We start from the raw sequence: 21819 nt of genomic DNA on the forward strand, positions 1-21819 counted from the left end.
GTATTGCTGACTACCTGAACTTTTTCAAAAGGCAAAATACCGACAGCATCCATAAGATTTTTATCTATGGTAATACTGCCGATATACTCTAAATTTGCTTCCGTAACGGTTGCTTTATGAATTTTTGAACGCAGAAACCAACGCAATTTGTCCGCCCCGCTTTATTTTGCCGCGTCTGCAACTGCCGCCAAGTCGTTGGCGTAAAGAAGTTTGCTTACGTCGAGAACAATAACAACTTCATCGCTAATCCTTGCAATACCCTGAATAAATTCAGCCGATTGCGCAGTCGATATTTTTGGAGACTCGCCGATTTTTTCCGGTGCAATATCGCGAACTTCTTCGACCATATCAACAATAAGACCGATAGAAACTTCGCCGATTTTGGTTATCATTATACAAGTTCTTTCGTCATATTCTTTGTCAGTCATTCCGAAACGAAGACGAACATCCACCACAGGAATAACTTGCCCTCGGAGGTTTATAACGCCCTTAATATAATTAACCATATCGGGAACGATTGTAATTTTTTGTATCCCTACTATTTCCAGAATATACTGAATAGGAATAGCATAACTCTCTTCATTCAAAAGAAACGTAAGGTACTTGTCTTGCATTGTATTGTCGTTTGCACCTGACAGTCCTATACTCGCATTTGCCGCTCCCGCCATAATTTACCCCTCCCTAAAAGAGCAATGTTTGTTAATTATCTTAAAAATGTTTAGTTTTCACCTACATATCCGATAAATATAATATATTTCACAAAGAAATAGTGATAAAAAACAAAAAAAAGGGATAATTTGTATGAATAACTTCAAACATCCACAATATTTGACGCCAAACGGATTTGTCAGAAGCGTGAAAAAACCGAAGTTAAAATCGCTTCTTTACGCGACTAATGCAGGGCGTTCGGCAGATACAAGCGACAAAGAAACAAGCTCAAACAAAGTTTCTGCAGGTAAAGACGCAACTGCGACAAAAAGTAAAACTTTGAGCGCAAGAAGCAACATCGCAGTAAAAACCACCGCGACAAACACGTCCGGAAAATCCATTACCCCCGCAAGATTGCGACTTTTAGCGGAAATGCGCGCTTTGGCAAAGCAAAAACAGCAAAGACGTGAAAGAGGTATTTCGGACAAAGCGGCAAAAGCAATCGCCGACGCGCTTACAGCTATGCTTCATTCCAAATAAATTACGGATTTATGAAAAAGCCGATACTTCTTCATTATTACATTACCGATAATTGCAACGCCAAATGCGAATTTTGTGATATATGGAAACAAAAGGGAGCAGGTAGCGCAAAATATTATGATGTTGAACGCAACCTCAGCGCCGCAAGACAACTTGGAGCAAAGTTTGTCGATTTCACGGGAGGTGAGCCGCTTCTTAATCCCGATTTGCCGAAATTTCTTGATTTTGCCAAAAAGAAAAAATTTATTACAAGCATAACCACAAACGCCGTTTTGTTTGAAAAATTCGCGCCGCAATTAAAAGGAAAAGTTGATTTACTGCATTTCAGCATAGGCGGAAACAAAGAAACACACGACAAAATACGCGGCGTAAAATCTTTCGATACAATGATAAAAGCGATAGATGTCGCGTTAAAAAACAACCTTGTCCCCGACCTGCTTTTTACATATACCGATGAAAACATCGACTGTTTTGAAGAAGTTTATGAAATCGCACACTCGCGCAAACTAATGCTGATTTTAGACCCTGTTTTCTCGACCGACGGCAAAAACTTACTCTCGGCGCAAACACAAATTAAAGCAAAAAAATTTGCGAAAAAAGCGGGCGTTTATCTGAATTCGGCTCATCTGAAGCTTCGTGAAAAAGGCGGAAACAATCCGCAAAGCCCTACTTGCAAAGCGACAGACAGCACTATCGTTATTTTGCCTGACGACACACTTGCACTCCCCTGCTTTCACAGAGTAAAAACTAAACTCAAAATCGACGGAAATTTACAAGAAATTCTTAAAAGCGATAAGGTCGCCGAGTTTAGAAAATTGCAGGGAAAATTTGAAATTTGCGAGAATTGCCACATAAATTGCTATATGGATGCGTCTTATCAATATTCTGTAAATTCATTCTTTTTTTCCTCAATTTTGTCGAAATTGAAATATTCGTATTGGAAATATCTTATTTTCAGAAGAAAATTACCGTTTTGAAAGAGATTTTATGGTAAAAAGAATTTTATTTATTTTGATTTTTTGCTGTGTTTGCGCGTTTGCTCGGGAAAGCCGCGCAATTCAACGCCATAGAACCTTTGAAACACAAAATTTCATTATACATTACGAAGAGAACTTAGACAGACCCGCCGCCGAAATTGCAACAATTCTCGAAAGAATACATCAAAGATTTCGCGATAGATATGCGATTACGCTTCCGACAAAAACCAATGTCTTAGTTGCAAACTCTGCTTTCAGCGGCGGTTGGGCGCTTGCTATCCAAAACACTATCGGAATTTACGTAAACGAGTTGGACTGGAATATGCGCGGCACTTCAAACTGGCTCGAAAATTTGGTCATACACGAATATTCACACGTGGTTTCCATTGCTAATTCGTTCAAAATGCCGCACTGGATGCCGTATTTTCAATTTGGAAAATTTTCGCACCCAAACGAAAAAAACACCGCCGAAATTATGACGATTTTCCCATCGGAAGTTCTTCCGCCGTGGTTTTTTGAAGGGATTGCACAATACGACAGCTACAGAGCGCATTTTGAAGACCCGTATTTAGACGGCGAAAGATGGGACACCCACAGGGATATGATTTTGCGAACACTCTCGCTCAGCGATTCGCTTCTTTCGTGGGATAGAATGTCGGTTTTCACAGGCAGAGGCGACGATTTTGAAATGGTTTACAATCACGGTTTTTCGCTTGTAATGTATATTGCCGAAACTTACGGCGAAGATAAAATCGCGGCAATTCTAAGAGAAGCTTCACGCTTTGGACGGCTTGTTTTTGATAATTCCATACGAGCGGTTTTGGGGATTTCGGGCAGACAATTATTTGAAGACTGGAAACTGCATCTGAGACAAAAATACACTGCACAAGTAGCAGAACTCGGCGAAATTACGAAGGCACGAAAACTATCCCCCATAGGTTTCGACAATTTCCGTCCGAGGTTTTCAAGGGACGACACTAAAATATTTTTCCTTTCAAACGGATTGAGTGAGAGTTTCTTTAAAATGCTCTACAAATACGATTTAAGTGTCGCAACAACAGACACTATAATAAACACTGCAACGGGAGCGATTATAGTAAATACCGACACTTCGGCAAATCCTATCCGTCTTGTTGCACCGCACGTAAACAACGTATTTTCTCTCGACCGAGCTGACAATGTTCTTTTTATGAGCGCGGCAAGTTTGCGCTCGCGCCTTCCTCATAATCGAGGCGGCGGATTTGCTTTTGATTTGCACAGAACTTCGCTCCCCGCCGACACTACAAGACGGGCAATGAGGCAAAGCATACGAAGCAGTGAGCAACTTACTTTTGCGCAAAATATCCTTAATCCTGCGTTTTCGCCTTGCGGACAAAGAATAGCGGCGGTTGCACACGTGAATGACAGACATTTTTTAATTATCGGCGATGCCGACGGCAGTAATTTTGAGGAAGTTTATCCACCGAGAAACGACGAATTTTCGGCTATCAGAACAATTTTTTCTTTAGATTGGTCTCCGGACGGCGAAAACATCGCTATGAGCTATATTGACAGAGATTTTCGCAAAATCGGAATATTCAATATACCCACAAACACTTTCCGCACTATTTCGGACAACACGAGCGACGACCGCGACCCAAGATTTTCGCGCGACGGCAAAACGCTGTATTTTGCAAGCGACAGAACGGGAATATTTAATATTTTCCGCAAAATCGGCGACGAAACAGAGCAACTGACAAATGTTATAAGCGGCGCTTTTACTCCCGATGTGAATTCGGACGAAACTCAATTAGTGTTTGCGTCATATACCTCTGACGGTTTTAAGATTTTCAAAACGGAAATTTCTCCGCCCGAAGAAAGATTGCCGCTTATTTTGAACGAGCGGGAACCGCTTTTTATCGGCGGCGAATTTATTTCGGGAAAAAGCCGTAATTACTCGTATTTTCCGCGTAAGTGGCTTGTAGTTCCGACTATTTTGGCGGAAGAAGTTATAACCGACCGCAACAATATTAACAGAGGAATAAATCACACGCAATACGGCATTATGGCAATGTTTAACGACCCGCTTTTTTGGAGCGGAAAAGGAAATTCGCTCACATTTTTCTATTTGACCGACAATTTTTTCAGGCAGATTTCCGCGCCGTTTATAAATATATCGCGCAACTTAATGGTCGCTTATCAATGGGGTTTCTTTTACGATACTCAAAAATTCCCGATAGACCTTTCATTTTCGTTTTTCAGGCGAAATTTGCCGTTAGAAACCGATTTTATTCATAATTACTTCGGCTTCGATACACTTGTGACCAACCAAGTAAGCGTTCAACCGATGCAGGTTGAACTTGCGGCAAGCAAGTCAATTTTGACGCGTTTTCCGACAAACCGCTTGACCCTCGGCACATTTGCAAGCCACTTGAATTTTCGCCAAAATGTGCGAATTGACGAAAACGAGGGCGACCGAAATATGCTTTATTTATTCTTTAGTCCGGCAAAACTTTCTCGCTTAGGTACTTGGATTTCTTACGGAAACACACCTCGCTACACTTCTTCGCAAGCAATTTCCCCGAGAGGATTTAACGCGCAGTTCCAGTGGGATTTTAATCGCGGGCAATACGCCGATGAAGAAGAAGTTATAAAAATCGAAGACGGAAAAATAGTAGAAAACAACCACCCTTACAACTTTAACGCTTACCGCTTTTCGCTGTTTTGGGGCAGTCCGTCAAGATTGATACACGAAAGAGTGGATTTCTCCCTTAACTTAAACGCAACTATGGTGCGCGAAACACAAAGAACTATAAGAAGAGAAAGAGATTTACCCGATTTCTTTTTTCCTGCGACAACCGTTCCCGGCTACTCCTTTTCTTATCGCGCAGATAGCGCTGAGCACGTTATAGTGGGTTCGGACGGACAAAGAAGAACAGTTATGACAAGCGAAGATTCCCTTACAGCAAGCGGCAAAGTGCTCTTGGAATTGCATTCCGCCTACCGCTTTCCGCTGACTTCTCCAAGAGGCATCGGAAGAAAATGGTGGATATTCTATTTCGACAAACTTTACGGAGCGGTTAATTTCGGCGGAGCATTGCCCGCAAACAGCCTTAGCGCATTACGCAACAAAACCATCGACGACGCGCTGCTTTACGCAGGTCCCGAACTACGTCTTTCGACAATCACATTCAACACTTTCCCGCTTGCGATGTCGCTCAGATACGATTACGGATTTAATCGTAGCGCACCCGTCGGCGGCGGAAGAGTTTCGTTTACGCTCGGCTTTGAATTTAACAATATGATAACAGATGCGCGCCCCAAAAGCAGTCGATTTACTCCTGCGATTTTGCGATAAATTGTGAGATAAATTTACAAAATCCGCTTTTTTAGAAAACCCCTTGACAAAGGCTGTGTCCCTTAATTATTTTCCTGCAAAATTCAAGGAGGATTTATGCTACCTAAAAAAACAAAAATTATATGTACACTCGGACCTTCAACTAATATCGAAGTTTTGAGAGATATGGTAAAGGCGGGTATGAACGTTGCTCGTCTAAATATGTCGCACGGCTCATACGAAGAACAAGCGGGAAGAGTCGCGATGGTAAAACAAGTTCGTGAAGAGTTAGGAATTCCCGTTGCGATATTACTCGACACCAAAGGACCAGAATTCAGAATAAAAACATTCAAAAACGGAAAAGAATTCCTCGAAAGAGGCGCAAAATTCACGTTAACGCACGAAGAAGTAGAAGGCGACAATGCGCGCATATCCATATCTTATCCTGAGTTGTATAAACATCTCAAAGTAGGCGACACGGTTTTGGCGGACGACGGAAACATCGAATTTCGCGTAGAAAGCATAGAAGGCAAAGATGTTGTTATGTCCGTGATTGCAGGCGGAGTTTTGTCCAACAGAAAATCGCTTAATTTCCCCGGCATTCATATTGATATGGAATATATGTCCGACATCGACAAAAAAGACATTGCTTTCGGAATTGAGCAAGGCGTAGAATGGATAGCGTTGAGTTTTGTTCGTTGCAAAGAAGATGTTGAAGCAGTGCGCGAATACCTTAAAACCATAAACGGCTCGGATACTGCTCTTATAAGCAAAATTGAAAACCAAAGCGGCGTGGACAATATGGATTCAATCATAGAATTAAGCGACGGAATAATGGTGGCGCGCGGCGATATGGGCGTTGAAATCGACTTTGAAAAATTGCCGAGCATTCAAAAACATCTTATTAAGAACTGCTACAGAGCAGGCAAAGTTGTGATAACTGCAACGCAAATGCTTGAAACTATGATAAACAATCCGCGTCCGACCAGAGCCGAAATAAGCGACGTTGCAAACGCTATTTACGACGGCACTTCTGCTACAATGCTCAGCGGCGAAACAGCGGCGGGCAAATATCCCGTAGAAGCGGTAAGAACGATGGCGAAAATAATCGAAGAGACCGAAAAGAATGTAAACTACAAGAAAAGATTTTTAAATTTTGAAGTTGAAATCAAAACCATAGACAACGCCATATCGCACTCAGCGGTTAATGCCGCATTTAACTTGAATGCACAAGCGATAATAACTTTGACGTTTTCGGGAACGGCGGCGCAAAAAATCAGCCGCTTCAGACCTATTGCGCCTATTATAAGCGCTACCACTTCGCAAAGAACATATTTCAGAATGGCGCTTAACTGGGGAGTTATACCGACTTTTGCCGAAGAAAAAACCAGTAGCGACGAGCTCATTGCTCACGCAACCGAATGCGCGCTCAAAACAGGTATGGTAAAAGAAGGCGACCTCGTAGTAATAGTGGCAGGCACACCTGTAGGAATTTCGGGAAACACAAACACGATTAAAATACAAAGAGTGTGAGGAAACTTGTATGTCTATCCGTTGGATACGCAACGTTTTGATTGACGACGAAGAAACAACCATTGAGGTTCAAATCGGATATAGGGTCATAGGCGATAAATGCTATACGCGAATCGGCAACGAAATCGAAAAGTACTTCAATCAGGTTAGCGAAAACCGAGACGAAATAGTCCTTGAAGGCAAAAATTTGCTTCAAGGACAACTTTCGGGTAAAAAAATAACTTACCCCGATGGGAGAATATATGACTGGGAATAAATACTGTGTAATCCACGGGCATTTTTACCAACCGCCAAGGGAAGATCCTTGGGAAGACGAAATCGAAAAACAGCCGAGCGCGGCGCCTTTTCACGACTGGAACGACAGAATTTACGACGAATGCTACCGCCCAAATTCTTTCTCGCGAATACTTAACGGCAACGGCGAAATTGTCGCGGTAAACAACAACTTCAGCTATATGAACTTTAATTTTGGTCCCACGCTTTTTCGCTGGATAGCCAAAAAACACCCCACTGTTTACAGGAGGGTCGTTGAAGCAGATAAGCGCAGTTGCGAAGAAAACAACGGACACGGAAGCGCGATTGCGCAGGTTTATAATCATATAATTATGCCGCTCGCCCTCAAAAAAGACCAACTTACGCAGATACGTTGGGCAAAATCGTTTTTCAAAAGACATTTTAATCGCAATCCGGAAGGAATGTGGCTTGCCGAAACAGCAATAAATATGGAAACGGTCGAATGCTTAGCAGACGAAAATATAAAATTTGTTATATTGGCGCCCACTCAGGCGGACAGTTTTCGCACAATAGGCGGCAACAGCCACGATTGGATATATACGGATAATCAAAGAATTGACACACGCTTACCTTACCGTTGCTTCGTAGAAAATCAGCGCGGAGAAAGAAGCGGAAAATACGTTGATGTTTTCTTTTTCGACGATGTGTTTTCGCGTGAATTGGGCTTTGGCGATATGCTTCAGAGCGCCGACCACTTAACTGACGAAATAAACTGCCGCTTCGACCAAAACTGGAACGAAAATCAACTCGTAAATCTGGCGACGGACGGCGAAACATTCGGACACCACAAAAAAAACGGCGATATGTGTCTTGCGTATTTTTTCAGAAATCGCGCGGCGCAATCGGGTATAAAAGTTGTAAATTACGCAACTTATTTGGCAAACAATCCGCCAAAACGAGAAGTCCGCGTAAAAAATGCTTGGGGTGAAGGAACCGCTTGGAGTTGCGCGCACGGAACAGGGCGTTGGATAAGAGACTGCGGTTGCAACACAGGCGGCTTGCCGGGTTGGAACCAAAAATGGCGCGAACCGTTGCGCAGAGCATTAAAAGTTCTGCAAACCGAAATTGACTTTGGGTATCAGCGTGAAATGAACGAATTCTTTAAAAACCCCGCCGAAATCAGAGACGCTTACGAACAATTTATTGACGACAGAAGCGGGCTTGATAAATTCTTGCAAAAATCGGCGAAAAAAGGCGTAAAATTAACAAGCGAGCAAATAAAAAGAATAATTATGCTTTTGGAAGCGCAAAAATTTATGCTTTTTGCATTTACTTCCTGCGCGTGGTTTTTTAACGATATTTCGGGAATTGAGCCCGAGCAAAATATGCGTTATGCTCTCAGGGCGTGGCAGTTGATGTATCCCAACGAAAAAATGAACATTGTTCTGCGTAATTTTGTAAGAATTTTACAAGAAGCAAAAAGTAATTACCCTGGCATTGACGGACAAACAATCATAGAAAAAGAAGCGTTTCCTATGATAAATCATATTGAGCGCGTAGCGTTTTCTATGGCTGTGGATAATTATTTATACCAAACGTCGCACAACCATTTTTCAAATGAAAATTATTCGTATTCCGCAAAACTGACGATAAAAGAAGAAGATTGCAATTACGACAAAAAAACTTGGCGCGTCTATTTTGCCGATGTACAGCATAAAATTTCGCTTGAACAAAAATCCTTGGTACTTGCACTTTACAAAAACGAAAATCAAATCGAGGGAGTTGTGTTCGACGAAAACCATAATAAATTGCCGAAAAACGACGCTGATTTCGCAAAACTTATGAAAACAGGCAATCTACTGAATTTCTCGCTCGGCGACACGGTTGCGTCATTCAAAGAACACGCCGTCGAAAAATTTGTAAATGATTTTGCAGACGATACTTACCGCAACTTTTTGTCGTGGATAGACAAACAAGATAATCTTTTGAACGCAATATCCGATATAAACGGCGGACTTCCGACGGAACTTGCCGCAACGGTAAATTTCTACACAAACAAAGAATGGGACGTAGCAATAGACGAGTTTTTGGCGGCAGACGGTACAAATGCAAATATTATTGAAAAACTTGCGGAAATAAACGGAAAATCCGCCCGCTTTTCCTTTTCAATAGACAAATCAACAGCGGCGGAAAAAATTCGTTTGGCGATAAACAAAGATTTGAAAGAACTAAACAAAGACCTTACCAACGAAAAACTTGCGGAAAGAATAATTGTAAAACTCGAACTTGTTGAAAGATTGTCGATACCCTTGCATTTCCATCAGGTGCAAGACCGTTTTTATTTGCTTTACAAACAGGTAAAAAACGACATTTATCCGCGTTGGAATGTTAGCGGAAAACCAATGATAGGCAATGAAAGGAAAACGATAGTTTTAATCAACAAACTCGCAAAAAAATTCGGGTTCAGTATCGAAAAAACAGCGATATAATGATTATTCTCAACATAGACGACGAAGATGTCGGCAAGCGGATTGACAGGATTGTTCGTAAAAAATTGTCTTTCTGTCCGCTTGGCGAGGTTTTTCGCTTGTTTCGAGACGGAAAAATTCGCTTTGACGGCAAAAAACTAAAAGAGAATGACCGCGTTGCGCTTGCAGGCGAAATACAAATCCTTGCCGACGAGAGTGAATTGCGTAAAAAATTCGCCGAAAAACAGGAAGCCGAATGCAAAAACAATCTTAAAATAATTTACGAAGACCCGCAATTGCTCGTTTGCGACAAACCCGTAGGAGTTGCTACTCAACCCGGCAAAGGAATTTCGACGGGCGCTTCTCTTATAGAAATCGTACAAAATTACGCCGACAAAAAATTCGTTCCCCATTTGGCGCACAGAATTGACGCGGACACTTCCGGACTTGTTTTGATTGCCAAAAATGTGGAAATTCTGCGGAAAATTCAAGATATTTGGAACACTCCCCTACTCAAAAAAGAATATTTGGCGCTCTGTCATAACATTTTCGAGAAAAAAACGGGGAAAATTGAGTTTAACCTCGAAAAACACGGTCAAAAAATGAACGTAGTCGAAAACGGCGGACAAGAGAGCGTTTCGCGTTTCAAAGTGCTGAAAGAAAGTGATAGTTTGTCGCTTGTAAGCGTTGAAATAGAAACAGGACGAATGCACCAAATCCGCACGCAGTTGGCACATATAAGCCACTGCATTTTAGGCGACAAAAAATACGGTGATGAAATTTCGGATAAAGAAACAGAAAAAAAACTCGGAAAAAAGATAAACCGTTTAATGTTGCATTCGCATAAAATTTCGTTTAGTTTAGATAAAAAACGCTATTCGTTCGAGGCGGCTGTTCCTGAAGAGTTTTCGGGATTTTCGGGATTATAAAAAAAAGACAAGGCGCATTGCCTTGTCTTCGCAAGAAAACTACCGGAATAGTTTTTATCTGTTTACTCCAATTCTTGTCGAATATCTGTACACCTTTCCGCTGATGCCTGTTGCCTCGACAAGTACCAAATACGTCCCATTGGCGACGAAACGTCCGGATTGGTTGGTTAAATTCCAGACGATTGGCGTAGGGGCAGACCCCTGTGTCTGCCCGTTTTGGGCGGCGTTAATATTTGGGCAGACACGCGGGTCTGCCCTTACATCGTCCGCCGAAAACACAACATTGCCTAAATTATCCAATATTACCAAATTCACCGTTGCCTGCTCGGGGGGTATCACAGAAATTCTTGCCACATCCGAGACAATTGCGTTCTCCAACAAAATGCCGAATTTGTCGTTGTGGGGAGTATTCGGGCGGATGTTGGTTGCGCCGTTGGGAGTCCATTGGGCGTAGAGGGTTGCGTGGTTATGTATGTGTCGCAATTCTACGCGGTCGCCGTTGGTGGGAGATGTGAACCAGCCGTCGAATTTGTGGGCGGGGCGGGTTGGGTCGGGCTGAAGCGCGGCGCCGTGATTTTCGGTTGAAATTATCTGCGGACTTGTGCCGCTAAGGGTGCCGCCGTTGGGGTTGAAATTAACTTTTGCGCCTACGGCTACAACGCTTGCGGTCGGGGCGATTGTCGGCGGAATTTCTGCGCCCGGATTGCCGTTGGCTCCGAGTCCTGCGCCTATCCATCTGCGGGCTTCGTTGGTGCTGTTTGCGCTTCTGCGGAGTATTACTTTTGCGTTATCTTCGATTATTATTTTTCCGCTTGGCGCGGGACTATTAAAAGAACCGTCTTCGCCGCCGCCGAGAGCCGCGCTGTTTCCTCCCGCTGTCGCGATTACTTGCGCGTTGCCCGAAATAATTGTAGTTCTGTCGCTACTCATTATTACGCCTGATCTTCCGCCGACGCTTGTGCCCCGTTCACCGCCGGTAGCGTATATAACGCCGCCTTTTATTGTGGTTTTTCCATGATTTTCAATGCCTGCTCGGTTGCCGGTTCCGAAAGTATGCAAAGTTCCCGTTCCGTCAATTATGAGTTCTCTGTTTGACCTGACGACTATGCCCGACGAAGACGACGCTCCCGAAAGATAACTTACACCGCCTTCCGCAAGCGTTAAATTAAGAGTCGTCCCTACTTCGTTCAGCCAAATCGGCTGGCAACCGTCGAAGGTGCAAAGGACTTTTATGTTTAAGTTGTAAATCGTAATGCTCGATTCGCCGTTTACCGCTATTCTGCGATGGGTTTCTATGCCGCTGCTTGTAATTGGAGCGCTTACATTGCCGCTTACGGTAAGTATGTCGTCCGAAAATGTCCAGTTTTCGCCGCTTTGACCTTGCGACAGCATATTAAGGCGCACAAACGCCTCGCCCGTTTTTGGGAAAGTATGGCTGAACACTCCTTCGTCGGCTTTATTTTGAACTCTTGGCTCAAGTCCGTTTATTCTGAAAAAGTTCTCTGCAACGCCGCTTAGAGTTCGTCCGTATGTCGGGTTTATGGAAATAGTTGCCGTGTATTCCGTATTCGCCTCAAAAATCCCGCCTGCGACAATAGCGGGATACCACGTTATTTGGGCTACCCATTGTTGTCCGTTGGGGTCAAATATTTGCGGAATCGGCGACATTCCCGCAAGGGGCGGCGGCAAAAGCAGATTGCTGTTGCTTACGGTTCCCGACTGAGGTATTAAATGCGGCGGCATTGCTTGCGGCGCGCCTCTTTCCGCTCCTCCGACAGCACGCACCACTAATCCGGGTAAAGAGCCGTTTGCCCAAATCCAACCATTATTGTTGTTAAACCGCCCGTCTATAGAGCCGTCAGCATTTATTGCTTGCGCCGAGAAAGACGCGCCGTTTTTTTGATTTAAGGCAAAATCCGTGTTTCCAAAATTTCCAAGCATATTCAAAAATGCGACATTACTTGTGAGGGTTGCTCTTTCGAGTATTCGCCCTACCACGCGCCCTATATTGTCGCCTGTGCCTCTTACGCTTGGATTTAGCGCGGCGCTGTTTAAGATACTTGGGGGCGCGCCGCCTGCAAAGAACATATATCCCACCAGTCCGCCGACTGCGTCTTCTCCGCTGACTTCGGCTGTGGAAAAACTAGATACTATGCGCCCGCCTGTGCCCATACTTCCCGCTATGCCGCCTACATAATTTCTGCCTCTAATGGAACCCGAAACAAAAACATTACTTACTCTGCCGCTTAAACTAACGCCTGACGCCACTCCGCCAACCCTGTCTCTGCCGACAATGTTTGCGCCGACAATACCGAAATTTCTTATGAATCCGGATTCTACGGTTATAGTCCCAAACAGTCCCAGGTTATCTTGGTCGGGTCTGTTTATTGTTAAGCCGACAATTACGTTTCCGTTTCCGTCAAAATTTCCCCTGAAATCACTAATGGCTGTTCCGTCCATTCTTCCGATTGGCGTCCAATTTTCGATACCGCTCAAATCGATAGTGTCGTTGGGACTTTCGAGCCGGAAATGCGTGTTCACTCTGCTGTAAGGCTGGGTGTTTGAATTAATAAGCGCGGCAAACTGCGCAAGTTCCTGCGCCGTTGTGATTCTAAACGGATTGGATTGCAAGCCGCCGCCCGAAAAGTGCTCGCTCTCGTTTGTTCCGAATGCGTTTGCGATTAACAAAAAAGCGGCGAGAAGCCCTTTGATGTGTTTGTGGAGAATTGGTTTTTGTTTTTTCATTTTTTTACCCATTTTTTTAAGATCTTTTTGGTAAATATAAAGCAAGATTTTTGTTTTTGCTTGTTTTTTTTCTTGGTGAAATTTGTGGAAATACCACCCTATTCTTCCACCTCTCCGTTTTTATCCACCAGAATAAATCCATAACCATCGAAATCTTTTATTCTTTTGCGAATTTCATCTGCCGAAAGCGAAAAAAACGCGGTTGAAAGTATATCTGCAATGACAGGGCAATCCCCTATTATTGTAAGAGAAACATTTGCAGTTGCGGGAAAGCCCGTTTGCGGGTCAAAAATATGATGCACTCTTGCACCCGACGGCGCTACGCGATACCGCTCGTAGTCGCCGCTTGTAAATATTGCCGCCGATTGCCTGTTTTCGCCGCCAACGCTGAATATTTTCAATAAATCGCTTCTTTGGCGCGGATGGCGAACTCCTACTACTATCGGCTTGCCTCGCTCTTTATTTCCCGATACAAAAATATCGCCGCCGATATTTATTATGAAATTAGAAAAACCGTAATTCTTGAGAATGTCCGCCAATCTGCCTATCGCAAAACCCTTGGCAATCGCGCCTAAGTCAATCTGCGTTTTTGTGTTTGCCAAAACCGCTCGTTTGGGATTATCTAAAAGCGAAATATTTCGATAATCTACTCTTTGCAAAATTTTTGCGAGAGTATCTGCAATTAACGGGTCTTCGGGGTCGGGCAAAAAATCGCCGTCGCCTGCAATGTTCCAAAAATCCTTTAGCGGTTTTACGGTAATGTCGAAAAGTCCGTCTGTTTTTTGCGAATAGAGAATGGATATTTTAAGCATTTCGTATAAATCGTCGCTGATATTTACCGTATCGGTTTCTCGGTTATTTATTTTGAGAATTTCGCTGTTTTCTGCGGACGGGGAAAATCGTTCATCCCAATTTTGCAGAAAATTCTGAATTTTGTCAAACATCTCGGCGGTGGAAATTTTGGCGTTCGGATTTGCAAAAAGCGTGATTTCTATTATCGTGTCCATATTAAACCAAACGTTTTTTTGCGGAACTTGCGAACAAGATAAAACAAAAAACGCGATAATAAAAACAAAAAGCTTCATTTTTAGCCGATTTTTTGAGGTAAATTTACGTTTTTTGCCATTGCCCAGAAGCGCATTCCGCTTGCGATAATAACCGTGGTCATTACTTGGACGTGTTCTCCAAAGCCGAATTCGCGAGCCAAAAGCATAAAAATTACGCCTACCATAGCGGCTGTGGCATAAACTTCTCGGCAAAGGACAAAAGGAATATCGCGCACCAAAACGTCGCGCACCATACCGCCGCCGCAAGCGGTTATCATTCCCATCATAATAATTCCAACCGTGCCGAAATCCGCGGATATTGCTCTTTGCGCACCGATTGCCGCAAAAATTCCAAGACCTATCGCGTCAAAAATTTGGACGACGCTCCATTTTTTTTCGGAGCGGCGGGCAATCCCCTCTGTTTTTAAGAGGACTATAGCCGCGCAAAGAATACAAATAAGCAAATACATTTCGTTTTGAAAGGCGACAGGCGGCGTTTTTCCTATAAGGACGTCTCTGATTATGCCGCCCGCTGTTCCCGTGGCAATCGCCAAAACCGCAACGCCAAGCATATCTAATTTATGGCGAACTCCAAGCACCGCTCCCGAAACGGCAAACGCCGCTGTTCCCATAATGTCCAAAATTTTTAGGAAAATATCCATTTATTTTTGCTCGCTTTGGTAAATACCTTTTTCGTCCATTCTTATTTTTTTGAGTTTCAGAAGATTTCCGATAAGTTTTTTGAAACTTTTTTTGCTGAGCCCGAACTTGTCGAATATTTCTTTTGGCGAAGAATTGTCGTTAAACGGCAAAAAACCGCCTGCGGCAACTAATTTTTCATAAATAGCGTCGCGAAATTCTCCTCTTGCTATGCCGACCGGCGTAAGCGTAAGCGTTAATTTGCCGTCAAGCCTTAATTCGCGCACAAAAGCGGAAAATTTGTCGCCGACTTTGGGAAGTTTGCGAAATTCCGAAATTTGTATCATAGCGGAAACGTCGCCCTCGGCAATAACAAATACGCCGTAATCTCTGATTTCGCAGACAATGCAGTCGAGTTTTTTTCCGTTTTCGTAGTTCGCGGCATTCGGTTTTTTAAGAAACGGGCGAAGCCGCGGCGTTGCAAGCAGACGGTTGGATTTGTCGTCGAACAAAATCCGCACGACAACGGTCTCCCCCACTCGCATTGCGCCGAGCATTTGGCTGTGCGGAACAAACAAATCTTTCAATATTCCCCAGTCCAAAAACGCGCCTATATTATTTACATCTTTAACTTTAAGCGCCGCGAATTGATTAACCGTTGCAAAAGGCGTTTCGGTCGTAGCAACGGGGCGATCGAGCGAATCGCAATAAACAAATACCCGTATTTTATCGCCGATGTTTATGTTTTCGGGAAAATAAGTCCCCGGAAAAAGCACCTCGTTCTCTTCGTCGTCTTCTAAATACGCGCCTTTTTCGAGGATGCGCGCAACCGTAAGTTCGTTATAGTTTCCGATTTCCATTTAATCACCGTCTCTTTTAAAGTTCAGCATATCGCCTCTGAGTTGCGGAACTCTGCCGTCAGCAGGAACTCCGCGCAATTCTATTTCGTCTCGCGAGAAAGAGTTGCAACGGTTTCTTTTTTCAAAAGGTCTGCCGATACCAAAATATATTTCGTCTTCACTGCGAGTAAATTCTACCGCTTCGTAAAATCTGCCGTCGGGAACAAAAAAGATAACCGTATCTCCCGACTGCGCGGTTTTTTCTCCGAAAAGCGTTTCTTTTCCGTCGTCCGAAACTTTCCGAAGACGTATTCGCGCAATATCGGGAGAAGTGTTAATAAAGGCAACTTCATTCTTGTTCGCCAAAAGCAAACTGTCGTCAAGCACAAAATGCCTGCGCCCGCTTCCCGCCGCAATGTTTTCGTCGCCGAAATACTTTATATTTCTTATGTTAACGGATATTCTCTCGCGACCGCTTTTTAGCGTTATATTTACTCTGTCTTGGCAGATTAAATAGCCGCTGACCACCTCGCCGTCTCTAAGTGTAAACTCAAGTTTAGGTACAGCAACAGCCGCCGCGCAAAGCGCGGCGGCTAAAATAAACAAAATTGATTTAGTTCTCATATCAATGCTCAATCAACGACTTGCCCGTCATTTCTTTGGGTTGCTCTATGCCTAAAAGTTCAAGGCAGGTCGGTGCGATGTCGGACAAATTTCCGCCCTTTCTGAGTTGCAGATTTCCGCCGCCGACAATTGTAAGAGCCACAGGGTTCATTGAGTGCGCCGTCATCGGCGAACCGTCGGGCAGATAGATTTGGTCTGCGTTTCCGTGGTCTGCCGTAAGAATTGCAATTCCGCCCTTCTTTTGCACTGCCTTAACAACGTCGTAAACGCAAGCGTCCACTGTTTCGCAAGCTTTACGAATTGCCTCGGGAACACCCGTATGCCCAACCATATCGCCGTTTGCAAAATTGCAGATTATCACGTCGTATTTATCGCTGTCAATAGCCTCTATCAGTTTGTCGCGAACTTGGAATGCGCTCATTTCTGGCTGTAAATCGTAGGTCGCAACTTTGGGGCTGTTTACCAATATATGCTCTTCGTTAGGGAATTTGTCGTTATTTTGGTCGTTAAAGAAGAAAGTCACGTGAGCGAATTTCTCTGTCTCCGCGCAACGCAACTGTTTAAGTCCCGCGTTAGCCAAAACCTCGCCGAAAATGTTTGTGTTTTTAATTTCAGGATAAACTTCCTCGAAATTTCCGTTATCGTAATAGTGCGTCATTCCCGCAAGCCAAATATTATTCGGAACCGTTTCAAATTCCTTAAAGTCTTTTTCGACTATCGCTTTTGTAAGTTCGCGCGTTCTGTCCGTTCTGAAATTAAAGAAAATAATAACGTCGTCTTTGCCCGCGCCCTTGTAGTCGTTTAGAATATACGGTTTTACAAATTCGTCGAATTCGCCTTTTTCGTAAGATTCGTCAATTGCTTCTCTCCAAGTTTTTGCGGGAGTTCCCTCGCCTTTCATTATCGCGTCGTAGGCAAGTTTTACTCTGTCCCAACGATTATCTCTGTCCATAGCATAGTATCTTCCGACGATTACGCCGAGTTTTCCTATGCCTGTTTTTGCAAAGCCTTCGTCCAAAAACGCGAGGTGAGTTGCCGCGGATTTGGGAGGCGTGTCGCGACCGTCGGTGAACGCGTGAACTACCACGTTGTCGAAATCGTTTCTTTTGCAGAATTCCAAAAGCGCGTGGCAATGACGTGTAGCCGCGTGAACGCCTTCTTCCTGCACAAGTCCCATAAGGTGAATTTTTACGTTTCTCTCTTTTGCGAGTTTCACCGCTTTAAGCAGTATTTCGTTTTCAAAAAAATCGCCGTCGCGGATTGATTTATCTATTCTGGTCAGCGACTGATATACCACGCGCCCCGCGCCGATATTTATATGCCCGACTTCCGAATTTCCCATAGTTCCGGCAGGTAAACCTACCGCCTCGCCGCAAGCGTCGAGTATTGTTGTGGGGGATGTTTTTTCATAGTATTTCGAGTGTTCGGTGTTTGCCGTCCAAACCATATCGCCATCGTCGTGTTTTCCTACTCCCCAACCGTCGCGAATAATCAAAACCAAAGGTTTCTTTCTTGCCATAATTACTGACTCCTCTTTTTAATTTGTTGTGTCTCTAACGCCCGACAGAACCTCCCAACCGGGCTCTACGCGACGTGTTCCGCCGCAAATATTACATAATTTTGCACCGTTGCAATGGCTACATATTCCCGTTGCATTACAAAAAGGACAAGGCGTTTCGTAATCAACAAGATTAAGCCCCTCGCCCGTGAAATTTTTGGTACTGGAAACTCTTACTCCCGTTCCGTCGCAAAACGAACACTTTCCGCTTCCCGAACAAGTCCTGCATTTGCCTACAACTTCACCCGCCGCGTTTTTGCCGACAGGACATTTTACAGGACACGCCTCAGGGTCAAAGCGAGGCGCCCTCTCGTCGATTTTCGGGTCGCAGGCAATAAAAAGCAAGCCGAAAATCGCAATCATAATAACATTTTTTTTCATAAACTTTTATACTCCTCCAGTTTTTTTCTTCATCAAAATCAATTTATACTTCCTCCGCACCGTATTCCACTTCTTCCTCTTCCGAGTCCAAACCTTGTTTCATCGATATTTTTTTCGCAAGATTTTTCACTATTTGTTTGCCTTTTTCGTCCAAATCCAAAAAAAGCAAGCCTGTAAGAGTTAAGGACGGATTAGCGTCGGGCTTGCTCCAACGAACATTTACATCAACGTCAAGATTACCCAAGCCCGCGTCAAAAAGTTTTCTGTCCAAAAGTATGCGAATACTGTAAGGCTTTGTTTGTTGCAACGGCTTATCGCTCAAAAGCATAAGCCCTTCCGGCGTAATATCTGCTATGCGCCCCAATTCTTTTCCTGTTTTTGTGTCTATTACTCTGAGATAATAGCATAAAACTTTGCGCTCCGAACGTCTTTCGTCTCCCTTCATTTTCAACCTCCTTTTTTTATTTCTTGCTTTTTCCGTCAATCGCTTTAACTTTTTCGGTAAATCTGTCGCGCTGGTCTGCCCAACCCATAAGAATTTCCATTGTCCCCAAATTAAGAGTTTCATTTTGCGCGGCTCGGTTCAAATGGAAATAAAAACCGCCGCGACGACACGAGAGTGCATTATAAATCGCCTTAACACCGCTTTCTCCCGACTTATCGACTGAATAAACCACTCGCCCACCTCTGAAATATATTACAGAAATCGGTTTGTCTTCTTCCACAACAAGACAGCCTGTTAGCATATTTCCCTCAATCATTTGCAAAATTGCCGTTAAATTGTCTTCCATTATAATTCCCGACATATAACAGCCTTCGGAAGACGACGAAAAATGCTTGTCGCCGCGCAAATGCACCAGAATTTCGTCCAAAGTCGATACGTCTTCGTAGCAATGAACGCTTGTTCCCTCGTAAAGTTTTTTGACTTGAGTCTGCTTATTTATAGGAATATTTACAAGGATAATTACCATTTGCTTAAATTTCGGCGACTTTGTAAATTCCAAATAACAAGATTGCAGGGTTGTTCCTGCCGATTCCCAATCCGCAACAAGAACATTCGGGAAATTTTTGCGCAAATTTTTCTTCAAACTTCCCTTAGAACCTGCTTTTTTTATGCGGTATCCCTCGCTTTCAAGCAAAAATTTAAGCGAAACGCTGTGTCCTTCACTGCCGACAAGTTTAATTTTGCTTATCGCGCTCGGTATAAGCATAGCAATTTTTCGCTTGTATTTCTTTCTCTTAAAAAGCTTGGAAATATTGGAAATCAACATAATAACTATTATTGCCAAGGCGGTATATCCGAAAATCAAGGTTTCTACCACACTGTTAATTCCTGCGATTATCTCGTTTTTTGCAACTACAAACGCAGACGGCGGAGTGTTTGTCGCGGCGCTCTTGTCGATAAGCGAGCCAAGTTGCGAAATCAGAGCCCAAGTATCGTTGCCGCTTAGGTTCGGCATTGTAATTTGTCGCCAAGTTCTGTCGATTTGCGTCAGAATTCGGTTTTCGAATTCGGCTGATATGTTTTCGCCTGTCCGACGGTCGTTATCGAAAAGAAGAACCCTTGACGAACGAATGGTTATAGGATGCGAAAATCTCGGTCGCGAGGCGGTCTCTCTGAGTTTGGCAATAATTATCATTGCCGCAACCCGTTCGGTAATTTGCTCGTTAGGCTCCATTACGGCAACAGGCGCGTGCGGAAACATTCTTACAAATTCGCGACTGTCAACAAGCAAAACCGCCGTCAATCTCTCTACAAGGGCAATTATGTTGGGATTTGCGTGCAAAAACGATAAAAACATCTGAGAATTAAGAAGTCGCACTACCGAAATCTCGTTTTCGTAAAACCTGTATATTGTATTTTCAAAGTCGCGCACAGCAATGGGACAGCGCATTCTGCGATTTGCCGTAGAAATCTGCGCCGCCAGCAAATGCGCTCTTTCGTTTTCAGCAAGATTTCTTGTATCATCGCAATGAAGATAGCCAACGCTTTTTATATTTATATTATATGCACTCGAAACCCCGCGCACTGCCAAAACAGGGTCGAGCTTCGGAATTGCGACAATTCCGTGCCTCAACAAAACAGAAAGTTTATCGTTAGGAATATTTTGCCCCAAAATACTGACGTGCGGAGCAAGGCGCTGTCTGCCCTCGCGAACAATTACTGCATAATCCGACGCAACGCGCGCAGACACTATAACAAAAAGTTCAATGTTCGGATAAGTTTGTTGAATATACGGAATTGCTCCTGCGTCGTTTATAAAAAATCTTTGAGACGGTGCGTAAGTATTAAGACGAACGGTAAGGTTCTGCGCGAGTTGGTTGTCGGAGTCGTGCGAGTGCAAAACCGCAATCTTAGCGCTTACCGAAGCGGTAAACATAAAAAGAAAAACTAAGGTTGCTAAAATATTTATTGCCATAAAACCCCTGTTATAAAACGTTTACATAACATATAAAATACGTAATAGTACAGGGAGTATAGGGCAAAAATCACTTTTTTTTATTTTTTTTATCAAAAAGTATAAAGTATTTTTATTAACTTGTCGATAACGTTAATAAGTGGCAAGGATGCCAACGGAAAAATAACAACCGGTCGCCCAACAACAACAAAAGGCGACCAAAAAACATGGAGGTTTATTATGCGTATTAACAACAACATCTCATCTATGCACACACAAGGTGCATTGTTCCAAAACAACAGAGCAGTAGGAAAAGACCTTGAAAAATTGTCAACAGGCTTTAGAATTAACAGAGCAAGCGACGACGCAGCAGGTTTGGCAGTTTCAGAAGGTTTACGTACACAGGTAAGAGGGCAAACAATGGCAAAAAGAAATGCTCTCGACGGTATAAGTGCTCTTAACATTGCAGAAGGAGCGATGAACGAAATTCACGCTATTATGCAACGTCAAAGAGAACTTGCTGTTCAATCGTCTAACGCGACCTATACATCTACCGAGCGCGCTTATATGGACGCAGAGTTTCAGGCATTGACAAGCGAGATCACAAGAATTGTCAATGTAACGAACTTCAACGGTATTAAGCTCTTGACAGATGATAGCGCTTTCATTGAAGATCATTTGCAAGTTGATGCAAATAACGAAGACGATGATAGAATTCAAATTACTTACGAAAGTGTTGAGGATGTAACAGGCAATGTTACAGACCAAACTTCTGCACGAGCGGCGATTGACGAATTAGACGGCTTAATTGAAGATCTCAGCGAATCGCGTTCATCAATTGGTGCGTTGGTAAATCGTTTGGAGAGTACAATCAACAACCTTACTGTGTCTATTACCAACCAGCAAGCGGCGGAAAGCCAAATCAGAGACGTGGACTTTGCAA

The 21819-nt window shown here is 43.5% G+C and carries 19 protein-coding genes; 8 read left to right on the forward strand and 11 right to left on the reverse strand.

What is annotated here, in order from left to right; all coding sequences use genetic code 11:
• A partial coding sequence (locus tag FWE23_08980) for an aspartate 1-decarboxylase (protein ID MCL2845564.1) occupies positions 1 to 146 on the reverse strand: 146 nt, incomplete at its 3' end.
• Between the two features lie 15 nt (positions 147 to 161).
• Positions 162 to 668 carry a chemotaxis protein CheW gene (locus FWE23_08985; GenBank protein ID MCL2845565.1) on the reverse strand — a complete coding sequence of 169 codons (507 nt, stop codon included), beginning with the start codon at positions 666 to 668 and terminating at the stop codon, positions 162 to 164.
• Between the two features lie 133 nt (positions 669 to 801).
• Between FWE23_08985 and FWE23_08990 the strand changes: the two genes are divergently transcribed.
• The 7 genes from FWE23_08990 to FWE23_09020 all read left to right on the forward strand — a co-directional run bounded on the left by FWE23_08990 (position 802) and on the right by FWE23_09020 (position 10645).
• Positions 802 to 1188: a hypothetical protein gene (locus FWE23_08990; GenBank protein MCL2845566.1), complete on the forward strand. Its 387-nt coding sequence runs from the start codon at positions 802 to 804 to the stop codon at positions 1186 to 1188.
• Positions 1189 to 1199: 11 nt separating this feature from the next.
• Entirely contained in the window at positions 1200 to 2165 is a 966-nt protein-coding gene (locus FWE23_08995) for a radical SAM protein (protein MCL2845567.1), read from the forward strand.
• Positions 2166 to 2175: 10 nt separating this feature from the next.
• Entirely contained in the window at positions 2176 to 5502 is a 3327-nt protein-coding gene (locus FWE23_09000) for a hypothetical protein (protein MCL2845568.1), read from the forward strand.
• A 96-nt stretch (positions 5503 to 5598) separates the two neighbouring features.
• Positions 5599 to 7014: a pyruvate kinase gene (gene pyk / locus FWE23_09005; protein MCL2845569.1), complete on the forward strand. Its 1416-nt coding sequence runs from the start codon at positions 5599 to 5601 to the stop codon at positions 7012 to 7014.
• 10 nt (positions 7015 to 7024) lie between these two features.
• Positions 7025 to 7270, forward strand: coding sequence for a hypothetical protein (locus tag FWE23_09010; protein ID MCL2845570.1), 246 nt, complete (start codon positions 7025 to 7027; stop codon positions 7268 to 7270).
• The gene (locus FWE23_09015) at positions 7257 to 9737 is read left to right on the forward strand and encodes a DUF3536 domain-containing protein (GenBank protein ID MCL2845571.1); all 2481 of its coding nucleotides are present in this window, start codon (positions 7257 to 7259) and stop codon (positions 9735 to 9737) included. The genes FWE23_09010 and FWE23_09015 overlap by 14 nt, the downstream gene beginning before the upstream one ends.
• Positions 9737 to 10645 carry an RluA family pseudouridine synthase gene (locus tag FWE23_09020; GenBank protein ID MCL2845572.1) on the forward strand — a complete coding sequence of 303 codons (909 nt, stop codon included), beginning with the start codon at positions 9737 to 9739 and terminating at the stop codon, positions 10643 to 10645. Before FWE23_09015 ends, FWE23_09020 begins: the two co-directional genes overlap by 1 nt.
• 54 nt (positions 10646 to 10699) lie before the next feature.
• Here the strand turns inward: FWE23_09020 and FWE23_09025 are convergent, their stop codons facing one another.
• From FWE23_09025 to FWE23_09065, 9 genes are all read right to left on the reverse strand, one after another.
• Positions 10700 to 13390, reverse strand: coding sequence for an InlB B-repeat-containing protein (locus tag FWE23_09025; protein ID MCL2845573.1), 2691 nt, complete (start codon positions 13388 to 13390; stop codon positions 10700 to 10702).
• Between the two features lie 98 nt (positions 13391 to 13488).
• Positions 13489 to 14475 carry an FAD:protein FMN transferase gene (locus tag FWE23_09030; GenBank protein MCL2845574.1) on the reverse strand — a complete coding sequence of 329 codons (987 nt, stop codon included), beginning with the start codon at positions 14473 to 14475 and terminating at the stop codon, positions 13489 to 13491.
• Between the two features lie 2 nt (positions 14476 to 14477).
• Positions 14478 to 15098 (reverse strand): trimeric intracellular cation channel family protein, encoded by a 621-nt coding sequence (locus FWE23_09035; GenBank protein ID MCL2845575.1) that lies wholly within the window; start codon positions 15096 to 15098, stop codon positions 14478 to 14480.
• Positions 15099 to 15935: a S1-like domain-containing RNA-binding protein gene (locus tag FWE23_09040; GenBank protein MCL2845576.1), complete on the reverse strand. Its 837-nt coding sequence runs from the start codon at positions 15933 to 15935 to the stop codon at positions 15099 to 15101.
• On the reverse strand, positions 15936 to 16538 hold the full coding sequence (locus FWE23_09045; GenBank protein ID MCL2845577.1) for a hypothetical protein: 603 nt from the start codon (positions 16536 to 16538) through the stop codon (positions 15936 to 15938).
• Between the two features lies 1 nt (position 16539).
• Positions 16540 to 18057 carry a 2,3-bisphosphoglycerate-independent phosphoglycerate mutase gene (gene gpmI / locus FWE23_09050; GenBank protein ID MCL2845578.1) on the reverse strand — a complete coding sequence of 506 codons (1518 nt, stop codon included), beginning with the start codon at positions 18055 to 18057 and terminating at the stop codon, positions 16540 to 16542.
• 18 nt (positions 18058 to 18075) lie between these two features.
• Positions 18076 to 18477 (reverse strand): hypothetical protein, encoded by a 402-nt coding sequence (locus tag FWE23_09055; protein MCL2845579.1) that lies wholly within the window; start codon positions 18475 to 18477, stop codon positions 18076 to 18078.
• Positions 18478 to 18520: 43 nt separating this feature from the next.
• Positions 18521 to 18922: a PilZ domain-containing protein gene (locus FWE23_09060; GenBank protein MCL2845580.1), complete on the reverse strand. Its 402-nt coding sequence runs from the start codon at positions 18920 to 18922 to the stop codon at positions 18521 to 18523.
• Positions 18923 to 18938: 16 nt separating this feature from the next.
• Entirely contained in the window at positions 18939 to 20897 is a 1959-nt protein-coding gene (locus FWE23_09065; GenBank protein MCL2845581.1) for a DUF4388 domain-containing protein, read from the reverse strand.
• 219 nt (positions 20898 to 21116) lie between these two features.
• On the opposite strand from FWE23_09065, the gene FWE23_09070 reads away from it, so the two are divergent.
• The coding region (locus tag FWE23_09070; protein MCL2845582.1) for a flagellin at positions 21117 to 21819 on the forward strand (703 nt) is incomplete at its 3' end.

Source organism: Chitinivibrionia bacterium, assembly GCA_009779925.1.
Classification (GTDB): Bacteria; Fibrobacterota; Chitinivibrionia; order Chitinivibrionales; family Chitinivibrionaceae; genus WRFX01.

Coding starts and splice junctions, on each gene's coding strand:
- FWE23_09045 (MCL2845577.1), bottom strand. CDS start 16,538: ATGAGAACTAAATCAATTTTGTTTATTTTAGCCGCCGCGCTTTGCGCG.
- FWE23_09030 (MCL2845574.1), bottom strand. CDS start 14,475: ATGAAGCTTTTTGTTTTTATTATCGCGTTTTTTGTTTTATCTTGTTCG.
- FWE23_09040 (MCL2845576.1), bottom strand. CDS start 15,935: ATGGAAATCGGAAACTATAACGAACTTACGGTTGCGCGCATCCTCGAA.
- FWE23_09025 (MCL2845573.1), bottom strand. CDS start 13,390: ATGAAAAAACAAAAACCAATTCTCCACAAACACATCAAAGGGCTTCTC.
- FWE23_08995 (MCL2845567.1), top strand. CDS start 1,200: ATGAAAAAGCCGATACTTCTTCATTATTACATTACCGATAATTGCAAC.
- FWE23_08990 (MCL2845566.1), top strand. CDS start 802: ATGAATAACTTCAAACATCCACAATATTTGACGCCAAACGGATTTGTC.
- FWE23_09035 (MCL2845575.1), bottom strand. CDS start 15,098: ATGGATATTTTCCTAAAAATTTTGGACATTATGGGAACAGCGGCGTTT.
- FWE23_08985 (MCL2845565.1), bottom strand. CDS start 668: ATGGCGGGAGCGGCAAATGCGAGTATAGGACTGTCAGGTGCAAACGAC.
- FWE23_09010 (MCL2845570.1), top strand. CDS start 7,025: ATGTCTATCCGTTGGATACGCAACGTTTTGATTGACGACGAAGAAACA.
- FWE23_09055 (MCL2845579.1), bottom strand. CDS start 18,477: ATGAAAAAAAATGTTATTATGATTGCGATTTTCGGCTTGCTTTTTATT.
- FWE23_09060 (MCL2845580.1), bottom strand. CDS start 18,922: ATGAAGGGAGACGAAAGACGTTCGGAGCGCAAAGTTTTATGCTATTAT.
- FWE23_09015 (MCL2845571.1), top strand. CDS start 7,257: ATGACTGGGAATAAATACTGTGTAATCCACGGGCATTTTTACCAACCG.
- FWE23_09020 (MCL2845572.1), top strand. CDS start 9,737: ATGATTATTCTCAACATAGACGACGAAGATGTCGGCAAGCGGATTGAC.
- pyk (MCL2845569.1), top strand. CDS start 5,599: ATGCTACCTAAAAAAACAAAAATTATATGTACACTCGGACCTTCAACT.
- FWE23_09000 (MCL2845568.1), top strand. CDS start 2,176: ATGGTAAAAAGAATTTTATTTATTTTGATTTTTTGCTGTGTTTGCGCG.
- FWE23_09065 (MCL2845581.1), bottom strand. CDS start 20,897: ATGGCAATAAATATTTTAGCAACCTTAGTTTTTCTTTTTATGTTTACC.
- gpmI (MCL2845578.1), bottom strand. CDS start 18,057: ATGGCAAGAAAGAAACCTTTGGTTTTGATTATTCGCGACGGTTGGGGA.